A 9957-nucleotide genomic window follows, 5' to 3' on the forward strand; every position below is an offset into this window, starting at 1 on the left:
GGCGGACGCCGGCTATCTCAGAACGTCTCGAGGTACCGGTCCTCCTCCCACTGCGACACTTGGGTGAGGTACTCGCTGAACTCCTGAGACTTCGCCTCGGCGAACTTCTCGGAGGTGTGCGGGCCGAGCGCCTCCTGGAGCACCTCGTCCGTCTCCAGCTCCTCGACGGCGGAGCCGAGGTTCGGCGGCAGCGTATCGATGCCGTACTCCTGACGCTTCTCGTCGTCGAACTCGTAGATGTCCTCGCGGACCGGGTCGCCCGGGTCCGCGTCGGTCTTGATCCCGTCGAGCCCGGCGGCGATGAGCGACGCCATCCCGAGGTAGGGGTTACAGGACGGGTCGGGGCTGCGGACCTCGAAGCGCGCGGAGACGCCCGCCGCGTCCGGGACGCGGACGAGCGCCGAGCGGTTCGTGTCGGACCAGGCGACGTAGATCGGCGCCTCGTAGCCGGGCACCAGGCGCTTGTAGGAGTTCACGGTCGGGTTCGTCACGGCCGTGAACGCCTTCGCGTGGTTCAGGATGCCGCCCATGAACTGGTAGGCGGTCTCGCTCAGGTTGAACTCGTCGTCGTCGTCGGCGAAGGCGTTGCCGTCCTCGTCGAACAGCGAGATGTGGCTGTGCATCCCCGAGCCGTTGATATCGGCGATCGGCTTGGGCATGAACGTCGCGTGGAGGTCGTGCTGCTCGGCGACCGCGCGGACGACGGCGCGGAACGTCGCGATGTTGTCCGCGGTCGTGAGCGCGTCGGCGTACTTGAAGTTGATCTCGTGTTGGCCCTCGGCGACCTCGTGGTGGGAGGCCTCGATCTCGAAGCCCATCTCCTCTAACGTGAAGATGATCTCCTTGCGCACGTCGGACGCGAGGTCCTTCGGCGCGAGGTCGAAGTAGCCGCCGTTGTCGTGGGGGATCGTCGTCGCGTTGCCGTCGTCGTCCTTCTCGAACAGGAAGAACTCCGGCTCGGGACCGATGGAGACGGAGTACCCCATCTCCTCGGCCTCGGCGAGGACGCTCTTCAGCACCTGACGCGGGCCGCCGACGAACGGCTCGCCGTCGGTGTCGACGATGTCGCAGATGAGCCGGGCGGCGGCGGAGCCGTTCTCGTCGCGCCGCCACGGGAGTACCGCGAACGTGTCGGGGTCGGGAACGAGCCGCATGTCCGACTCCTGGATCCGAACGAACCCCTCGATCGAGGAGCCGTCGAAGTAGATCCCCTCGGTGAACGCCTTCTCCGCTTGGTGGGCCGGCACGGAGACGTTCTTCACGACCCCGAGGATGTCGGTGAACTGGAGCCGCAGGAAGTCGACGTTTTTCTCATCGATCTCGTCGAGTACCGCCTGTTCTTCGGCCGTGAGGCCGCCGTCTGGTTTCGCGTGTTCGTCCGTCATGTTCTGGACGCTTCGTTAGTTATCTGCCAGTATAAAGGCCTTATCGCTTGGTGCATGAACCGCCAGTCCGGCAATACTGCTGGACGTTCGTAAAATTATAAACCCCCGAACGCATGGTTAGGTGTGATGACGTACGAAAACCTCGACGCCAAACTCGTCAACTCCCTTCTCAGCAACGGCCGCGCGAGCCTCCGGAGCCTCGGAGACGAGCTCGACGTGTCAGTGACGACCGTCTCGAACCACCTCCGAGATCTCGAGGACGAGGGCGTGATCCGGGGGTACACACCCATCGTCGACTACGACAAACTCGGCTACGACGTGACCGCCGTGCTCCAGCTGAAGGTCGAAGGAAGCGCGCTCCCCGACGTCACGGAGAAGCTCCGTCAGGAGAAACAGATGGTGAGCGTCTACGAGGTCACGGGCGACTACGACGTGATCGCCATCGGCAAGTTCACCGACACGGACGGGATGAACGACCAGATCAAGTCGATCCTCACCGACGCCGACATCCGCGAGTCGAACACGAGCGTCGTGCTCAACGCGGTGACGGAGAACGAGCAGTTCGACCTCGACCTCAACGAGGAGTAGTTCGACCGCGAGGGCGGAACCCCGGCCCGCCCTACTGCCGCTCGGCCGCCGCCTCCAGGACCTCCACGGCCGGCAGCGGCTCGCCCGTCAGCGCGCGGATGTACGCCCCGCCCGCGATGGAGACGTGCGAGAAGTCGGCCTCGTTCAGGCCGTACATCTCGATGGCGCGCGACGTGTCCCCGCCGCCGACGACGGAGAAGCAGTCGGTCTCGGCGATGGCTTCGAGCACGCCCACGGTGCCGTCGGCGAACCGCTCGTCCTCGAAGACGCCGAGCGCCCCCTTTACGAACACCGCGCCGGACTCGCGGATGAGCGGCTCGTAGGCCGCGACCGTCTCCGACCCCACGTCGAGGTACCCCGCGGTCTTCTCGTCGATCTCGTCGACGGCGACCTCCGCGCGGTCGCCGTCCGGCCCCTCGTACGCGAGGTCCGTCGCGAGGTGGATCGCGTCTCCGCGCTCGTCGAGCACCGACTCGATCAGCTCGCGGTTCCCCTCCCACTGCTCGTCGAAGAGGTCCATCCCTCCCACGTCGCGCCCGACCGGGTGGCCCGCGGCGCGCAAGAAGAGCTCGCCGGCGACGCCGCCCAGGAGGAACCGGTCGACGCGGTCGTCTAAGGCGTCCATCACGCCGATCACGTCGGTCGCCTTCGTCCCGCCGACGACCATCGTCACCGGCCCGTCGAACTCGCGGGTCGCGATGGCGGTGTTGGCCTCGTACTCCGTCTCCATCACCCGCCCGGCGTACGCGGGGAGCGCGAGCGGGAAGCCGACCAGCGAGGCGTGCTTCCGGTGGGCCGCGGAGTACGCGTCGTTGACGTACGCGTCGAAGCGCGGCGCGAGCGTCCGAACGAACTCGGTCTCGGCCTTCTCCTCGGGCGATTCTTCGGGGAGTTCGTCGTCGCACATCCGGGTGTTCTCCAGCAGGAGGGCCTCGCCCGCGTCGAGATCATCGATCGCGTCCAGCGCCGTCTCCCCGTACGTGTCCGCGACGAAGGCGACGTCGCGGCCGACGTGCTCGGCGAGGATCGCGGCGTGGCCCGACAGCGACGTGAAGTCGTCGCGGCCGGGGCGCCCCTGGTGGGCCATACAGACGACGCGGTGGCCCGCCTCGGCGAGTTCGCGGACCGTCTCCGCGTGGCGCCCGAAGCGGCGGTTGTCCTGCGGTTCTCCGTCCTCGATCGGCGAGTTGAGGTCGAGCCGAACGAGGACGCGCGAGTCTGCCGGGAGGTCGTCGATGGTGTCGAAGGCGGGCATGGGTGAACGGTCGTCGATGAGATATTTAAGCGGTGGTCCTTCGGGGCAACGTCGCCGCCGGGGCTATTCCGTGGGACGCGCGGCGTCTTTGGAGAGAGGCGGGACGTTTGCCGCTTACGCCTCGTCGCGGACGTACGCGGCCATGTCGAGCATCCGGTTCGAGAAGCCGTACTCGTTGTCGTACCAGGTGAGGATCTTCAGGAGCTTCCCGCCGGCGATGACGTTCGTCGACCCGAGGTCGACGTAGCTGGAGAACGGGAGCCCGACGATGTCGCTGGAGACGACCTCGTCGTCGGTGTAGCCCAGCACGCCCGCGAGCGGGCCGGAGTCGGCGGCGTCGCGGAAGGCCGCGTTGACCTCCTCCGCGGTGACGGTCTCGTCGAGGCTGACGACGAACTCGGTGATCGAGCCGCTCGCGACCGGGACGCGCATCGCCATCCCGTCGATCTTCCCCTCCAACTGCGGGAGGACCTGCTGCGCCGCGCCGGCCGCGCCCGTCGAGGTCGGCACGATGTTCTCGGCGGCCGCGCGCCCGCGGCGCGTCTTCGCCTTCGGGCCGTCGATGAGGGCCTGCGAGCCGGTGTACGCGTGGACGGTGGTGAGGGTGCCGGCGTCGATGCCGAACTCCGCGTCGAGCACCTTCGCGACCGGCGTGATGGAGTTCGTCGTACAGGAGGCGTTCGATATCACGTCGTCCCCGTCGTACTCGTCGTGGTTGACGCCGTAGACGAGCTGTTTGACCGGCTTCTCGCCCTTCGGCGGCGCCGAGATGATCACGGTGTCCGCGCCGCCGTCGAGGTGCGCGCTCGCGTCCTCGCGCGTCCGGAAGACGCCCGTGCACTCTAAGGCGACGTCGACGTCGAGCTCGTCCCACGGGAGGTCCGCGGGGTCCTGCACGTTGTACAGCGGGACCGAGGTGCCGCCGATGGTCAGCGAGTCGCCCTCGCGTTCGACGCCGTCGAGCCGGCCCATGACGGTGTCGTACTTCGCGAGGTACGCCATGTCGTCGAAGTCCATCACGTCGTTGACGCCGGCGAGCTCGATCCGCGGCGACTCCAGCACCGCGCGGAACACGTTCCGCCCGATGCGACCGAACCCGTTGAGTCCGACTCGCACGACCTCGTCATCGCTCACGTCTTCGGCCGCAGTGAGATATGATTTACTCATATCCGAAAAAGCCGAGCCGCAGATACTTAAATCCGACCGAGTCGGCCTGAGATAGTCACTATCGTTCGATTTCGTTACGTACGGTGTCGATCCCCAGTCTCGATTCCGGCCGCTGACGCCGGGTCGGCCCGCGCGCGGCGCCGGTCCGTGCCGGCCAATACGGCGGCCGACAGAAGGCTTATCGGGGTCACCGCCTTCACATGAGATATGGATAGAGACGACCGTGACGATCCGTTCGGAGACTTCTTCGAGGAGATCGAACGGATGATGAACGAGATGGCGGGCGGCGAACCGGGCACCGAGGACGCCGGCTTCGGATCGGCGACGCACGTCGACGCGTACGCCACCGACGACGGTGTGCGGCTCGTCGCCGACCTCCCGGCCGTCTCGAAGGAGGAGCTCTCACTGCAGTGCGACGGCGAGGCGCTCACCATCTCGGCGGCTTCGGACCGGCGGGAGTACGACGAGACCGTCGACCTCCCGGTCCCCGTCGACGAGCACTCGGCGAACGCGACGTTCAACAACGGCGTCCTCGAGGTCACGTTCGACCGCGACGACGACTCCGCGTCGATCGACCTCGAATAGCGGGTCGCCGCGGTCTCCCGGTCAGTTCTCTCCCGCCGCCGTCCGCTTGACGAGCCCCGCGAGCCGGTCGTAGAAGCCGGGCTCGTACTTCGTCGCCGCGTCCACCGTCGGGCGCGCGTTCGTCTCGTTGACGACGAGCCGGTCGTCGGTCTCGAGCAGGTCGACGCCGAGGTAGTCGATCCCGAGGACGTCGGCGGTCCGTTCGGCCAGCTCCCGGGCGCGCTCGGGGAGGTCGACCCCGGTCGCCTCGGCTCCGCGGTGGACGTTGTGCTTCCACCGGCCCCGCTCTCTGGCGTCCGCGGGGAGCTCCCGCCGCACCGCGCCGGCGTAGGCGCCGTCGACCACCATCGCCCGGTAGTCGCGGGCGTCGGGGAGGAACTCCTGGATCAGGTAGGACTTGTCGCCGGTCGCGCGGTAGTCGTGGACGAGGTTCAGGTAGTCGACGACCCCCAACAGGGAGTCGAGGTCGCCGGCGGTCGCGACGCCGACGCCCCGGGTCGCGGAGTTCGGCTTGACGACGACGGGGTACGAGAACGACGAGACCGCCTCGGTGACGATCGCCTCGTCGACGGGGTTCGACACCAGCGTCGTCCGCGGCGTCGGGAGCCCCGCGTCGTCGAGCGCGGCGAGCGCGCCCGCCTTGTTCCGCGAGGCGAGGACGGCGTCCCGGCCGTTCACCCACGGCACCGACAGCCGCGCGTCGACCACGGCCCCCTCCATCAGCCGCGAGGGGTAGACGAAGCCGACGTCGAAGCCGTCGAACTCCTCGGCGCCGTCCCCTTCGATCCCGCTCTGGCCCCCGTCGCCCTCTCCGCCCGCGACGCGGAGCGACCGCTCTTTCGCCTGTACGTGTTCGACGGCGACGCCGCGGTCCGCGAGCGGCTCCCGCACCCGGTCGAACGTCTCCGCGTCGGTCGTCATCGCGAGCCGGAGCATACGCTCGCTCGGGGCCGTTCGGACTTAAGAACCGTGCGGCGGGCGCCGGTCGCTCGTCGCCGCCGCGGCGCGCCGGTGCCGACGGCTCCGCGGCCGGCGCCGCAGTTACGCGGCCGACGGCTCGCTTCGCGGTCGACCCGCGCTCGCGCTACTGCAGGTGGCCTTCCTCGCGGAGCTGCTCCGCCTCGCTCTTCTCGTAGCGCCACGCGATGTCGCCCTTCTCGTCTTGCCAGTCCCACGGCTCGACGAGGACGATGTCGTCCTCGCGGATCCAGACGCGCTTCTGCATCCGCCCGGGAATACGCGCGGTCCGCTCTTTCCCGTCCGCACAGCGGACCCGGACCCGGTTCGCGCCGAGCATCTCGACGACCTCCGCGAACACCTCGTCCTCGTCGGGCATCCGGAGGTCGTTTCGACCGTCGCCGTCTCCGTTGCTCATGCGTACGCGGTGATACGCGCTCCCGGAAATAAAAGGGCCGCTCTCCTCGCGGAAGCGCCCTTTTTAAACGCCGGCGGCGGCGATCGGCGGGTATGCGCGACACGCTCGGATCCACCGGTATCGTCGGCGTCCTCCTCGTCCTCCTCTCGGTCGGGCTGTTGACCGCCTACGACCCCGTCGTCGGCGGCGGGATCGCCCTCCTGTTGGCGGGGCTCGGACTGATCGCGAAGGGCGTCGCCGACTCGGCGATGCGAATGTTCGGACTCAAGTGACCGCAGTCAGGCGATCGGCGCCCGCGTCTCGGGTCGCCGCCGCCTCGCGACGCTCCCGAAAGAATGATATTCAGCGGCCACGGCGTGCCGGTATGGTCGAACTGCCCGCGGTCGCGGTCGAACTGGCTGAGCTCATCGCGGTCGTCGTCGGGGCCGGCGCGGCCTCGGCGATCGGCGTCGTCCTCGAACGGTTCGGACTCTCGGCGGCCTCCGGCGGCGACCTCGTGCTCGCCGCGTGGGCGATCGGGATGGGGCTGCTCGCGCTGTACGTCGGCGTCGTCGGACTCGGCTACGAACAGGCGCTCCCCCGGCTGCAGCGGCTCGCCGGCGGCGAGTAGCGCCGACGCGACGTCGCGGCGACCCTCCTACAGTTCTCCGTTCGCCGCCAGCTCTCGGACCGCGGCCGCCCGCTCGCGGATCGCGGCCCACTCCTCGTCGTCCTTGCCGTCGACGTGCGAGTACATCAGTCCCATCCGCCCCGTCCCGCGGAGCGTCTCCTCGTTCTCCTTCAGGAAGTCCCAGTAGAGGGCGTTGAACGGGCACGCGCCCTCGCCCGTCGTCCGAGAGACGGCGTACGGACACGACGCGCAGTGGTCGCTCATCCGGTTCACGTAGCTCCCCGAGGAGGCGTACGGCTTCGAGGAGAGCACGTCGGTGCCGAACGACCCCATCGCGACGACGTTCGGCGTCGTCACCCAGTGGTACGCGTCGACGAAGCCGAGGTGGAACCACTCGTTCAGCTCGGCGGGGTCGGCCCCGTAGATCAGCGCGAAGTTCGAGAGCAGCATCAGCCGCTCGATGTGGTGGGCGTACCCGTGCTCGCGGACGTGGCCGACGGCCTCCGACAGGCAGGTCATGTCGGTGTCGCCGTCCCAGTACGCCGGCGGGAGCTCCCGGGTCTGGTCCAACTGGTTCGCCGCCGCCAGCTCCGGCATCGCCTCGCGGTAGACGTGCCGCATGAACTCCCGCCAGCCGATCACCTGCCTGACGAACCCCTCGGCCGCGTTGAGCGGGACCGGCGGGCGGTCGGGGTCGTCGCCCTCGCTCCCCGCACCGCCGGCGCGTCCCTCGCCCCCCGCGGCGAACGCGTCGAGCGTCGTCCCCGAGCCGCCGCCCGCCGCGGGGTCGTCGTCGGGGTCGTACTCTCCGGGTTCGACCCCGCGCCGCTCGTAGGCGGCCTCCACCGCCCGGACCGGTTCGCGCGGGTCGAGGAGCCCGAGGTTGATCGGCACCGAGAGCAGGGAGTGGGAGAGGAACGGCTCGCCCGTCACCATCGCGTCCTCGTACCGCCCGAACGACGGCAGCCGCTCCCGAACGAACGCGTCGAGCGCGGCTCGGGCCTCTTCCCGGGTGACCGGCCACGCGAACCCGTCCAGCGCCTCCTCGCCCCACGTGTCGAACCGGTCGCGGACCCACGCGTGCGTCTCGCGGGTGAGCTCGTCGGGCTCGAACCGCGGCCGCTCCGGCGGCTCCCAGTCGTCCGGCGGCGTCTCTTGGTTCAGGTCGTCGTAGTTCCATTCGCCGCCGACCGGCTCGTCGCCGTCCATCAGCACGCCCGTCTCGCGGCGGACGTGGCGGTACCAGCTCTCCTGTCGGTACGTGCGCTCGGCGGTCCCGTCGTCGGCGAGCAGGGACCCGTCCTCCCACCCTCCCTCCGGTCCGGTGGCCCACTCGCGCCAGTCGCTCGGCGTCGTCCAGAACAGCTCGTTGTCGAGCAGTTCCAACGACCCGCCTCGCTCGGCGACGAGCCCGCGGAGGCGCTCGCCCGCGCCGTGGCTCGCGGGGCGCATCAGCCGGATATCGGGATCGGACCGATCGGCCAGGAACTCGTCGAGTCCCTCGCCGAACGACTCCGCCCGTAGGTACGTCACGTCGTGACCGCGCTCGCGGAGCTCGTCACGGAAGTGGCGCATCGCGGAGAAGACGAGCGTCAGCTTGTGGGTGTGGTACGGCTTCCGATCGGCGAAGCCGTGCGCCTCGATCAACAGCACCTCGTCGGCGTCGTTGAGCGCGTCGAGCTCCGGGTTGAGCTGGTCGCCGAGCAGCCACTGAATCGGTCGGTCGCCCATGAACTACCTCACGGGCGCGGTCGACGTAGGTCTGTGGGCCGGACGGTCGGGGCCGAGCCACAACACCCTCCTTTTTACTCGCCCTCGACGAGGGGAGAGCCGTGGACGAAATACTCACAAACTGGCTCCTCGGTCTGATCGCCGCCCTCCTCGCCGTGCTCGTTCTCGACTCGACCGGACAGCCGTTCCTCGACACTCTCGCCCCGGTCGCGAACGTGCTCGCGCTCGTGACGTTTCTGGCGTTCGTGATCCTGACGGGCGCGTTCCTCGTGTACACCGCGTCGTTCCGCAACGAGTAGATCGCCCCCGCGGCGATCTCACCCGCGCGGATACCTTTTTACTCCGCGTCTGTCTGGTCGCCGTATGGAGTACACCACGCTCGGCGACACCGGCACGACCGTGTCGAAGATCTGTCTCGGCTGCATGAGCTTCGGCGACCCGGACTGGCGCGAGTGGGTCCTCGACGAGGAGGAGGGGAAAGCGATCGTCGAACGCGCCATCGAACTCGGGGTGACCTTCTTCGACACCGCCAACATGTACTCGAACGGCGAGTCGGAGCGCGTCCTCGGCGAGGCGCTGGAGGGCCACCGCGAGGAGACGGTCGTCGCGACGAAGGGGTACTTCCAGATGGACGAGTCGAACCCGAACTCGGGCGGGCTCTCGCGGAAGGCGATCGAACAGGAGCTACAGCACAGCCTCGACCGGCTCGGGATGGACACGATCGACCTCTATCAGATCCACCGCTGGGACGACGACACGCCGATCGAGGAGACGCTGGCGGCGCTCGACGACGCCGTCCGGCGCGGCGACGTGCGGTACATCGGCGCCTCCTCGATGTGGGCCCACCAGTTCGCCGAGGCGTTACACGCGAGCGACCGCGAGGGGTACGAACGCTTCGCGACGATGCAGAACCACTACAACCTCGCGTACCGCGAGGAGGAGCGCGAGATGCTGCCACTCTGCGAGAAGGAGGGGATCGGCGTGATGCCGTGGAGCCCGCTCGCGCGCGGCTACCTCACCCGACCGCACGAGTCGGTCGACGCCACGCTCCGCGGAGAGACGGAAGAGCACCTCTACGAGCACCCCTACCGCGAGGGCGGCGGTCCGTCGGTCAACGAGCGCGTCGCGGAGCTCGCCGACGAGAAGGGGGTGAAGATGGCGCAGATCGCGCTGGCGTGGCTGTTCCGCAAGGAGTGGGTCGACACTCCCATCGTCGGAACGACCAGCGTCGAACACCTGGAAGACGCGGTCGAGGCCCTCG

The 9957-nt window shown here is 68.8% G+C and carries 12 protein-coding genes; 6 read left to right on the plus strand and 6 right to left on the minus strand.

Annotated elements, in window-relative coordinates; genetic code table 11:
* Positions 1-17: 17 nt before the first annotated feature.
* Positions 18-1385, minus strand: a complete 1368-nt coding sequence (glnA, locus tag DJ73_RS07550; RefSeq protein WP_094521974.1) for a type I glutamate--ammonia ligase — start codon at positions 1383-1385, stop codon at positions 18-20.
* A gap of 126 nt (positions 1386-1511) precedes the next feature.
* On the opposite strand from glnA, the gene lrp reads away from it, so the two are divergent.
* Complete coding sequence (lrp, locus tag DJ73_RS07555; protein WP_094521975.1) at positions 1512-1973, plus strand: HTH-type transcriptional regulator Lrp; 462 nt, start codon at positions 1512-1514, stop codon at positions 1971-1973.
* Between the two features lie 31 nt (positions 1974-2004).
* Here lrp and DJ73_RS07560 read toward each other — a convergent pair whose 3' ends face one another.
* Both DJ73_RS07560 and gap read right to left on the minus strand, forming a co-directional pair.
* On the minus strand, positions 2005-3228 hold the full coding sequence (locus DJ73_RS07560) for a phosphoglycerate kinase (RefSeq protein WP_094527995.1): 1224 nt from the start codon (positions 3226-3228) through the stop codon (positions 2005-2007).
* Between the two features lie 114 nt (positions 3229-3342).
* Complete coding sequence (gap, locus tag DJ73_RS07565; protein WP_094521977.1) at positions 3343-4395, minus strand: type I glyceraldehyde-3-phosphate dehydrogenase; 1053 nt, start codon at positions 4393-4395, stop codon at positions 3343-3345.
* Positions 4396-4602: 207 nt separating this feature from the next.
* Here gap and DJ73_RS07570 point away from each other — a divergent pair, with 207 nt between their 5' ends.
* Positions 4603-4980 carry an Hsp20/alpha crystallin family protein gene (locus tag DJ73_RS07570; RefSeq protein ID WP_094521978.1) on the plus strand — a complete coding sequence of 126 codons (378 nt, stop codon included), beginning with the start codon at positions 4603-4605 and terminating at the stop codon, positions 4978-4980.
* Between the two features lie 21 nt (positions 4981-5001).
* Here the strand turns inward: DJ73_RS07570 and DJ73_RS07575 are convergent, their stop codons facing one another.
* A complete protein-coding gene (locus DJ73_RS07575; protein WP_094521979.1) occupies positions 5002-5916 on the minus strand; it encodes a RimK family alpha-L-glutamate ligase in 915 nt (304 codons plus the stop codon).
* A 148-nt stretch (positions 5917-6064) separates the two neighbouring features.
* A complete protein-coding gene (eif1A, locus tag DJ73_RS07580; protein WP_094521980.1) occupies positions 6065-6355 on the minus strand; it encodes a translation initiation factor eIF-1A in 291 nt (96 codons plus the stop codon).
* Between the two features lie 92 nt (positions 6356-6447).
* Here eif1A and DJ73_RS07585 point away from each other — a divergent pair, with 92 nt between their 5' ends.
* Complete coding sequence (locus DJ73_RS07585; protein ID WP_094521981.1) at positions 6448-6627, plus strand: hypothetical protein; 180 nt, start codon at positions 6448-6450, stop codon at positions 6625-6627.
* A 92-nt stretch (positions 6628-6719) separates the two neighbouring features.
* A complete protein-coding gene (locus DJ73_RS07590; RefSeq protein WP_094557695.1) occupies positions 6720-6965 on the plus strand; it encodes a hypothetical protein in 246 nt (81 codons plus the stop codon).
* Between the two features lie 27 nt (positions 6966-6992).
* Here the strand turns inward: DJ73_RS07590 and DJ73_RS07595 are convergent, their stop codons facing one another.
* Entirely contained in the window at positions 6993-8696 is a 1704-nt protein-coding gene (locus DJ73_RS07595; RefSeq protein WP_094557696.1) for a cryptochrome/photolyase family protein, read from the minus strand.
* A gap of 101 nt (positions 8697-8797) precedes the next feature.
* Between DJ73_RS07595 and DJ73_RS07600 the strand changes: the two genes are divergently transcribed.
* Positions 8798-8995, plus strand: a complete 198-nt coding sequence (locus DJ73_RS07600) for a hypothetical protein (protein WP_094521984.1) — start codon at positions 8798-8800, stop codon at positions 8993-8995.
* A gap of 64 nt (positions 8996-9059) precedes the next feature.
* The coding region (locus tag DJ73_RS07605) for an aldo/keto reductase (protein WP_094521985.1) at positions 9060-9957 on the plus strand (898 nt) is incomplete at its 3' end.

The organism is Halorubrum sp. Ea1, assembly GCF_002252965.1.
Classification (GTDB): Archaea; Halobacteriota; Halobacteria; order Halobacteriales; family Haloferacaceae; genus Halorubrum.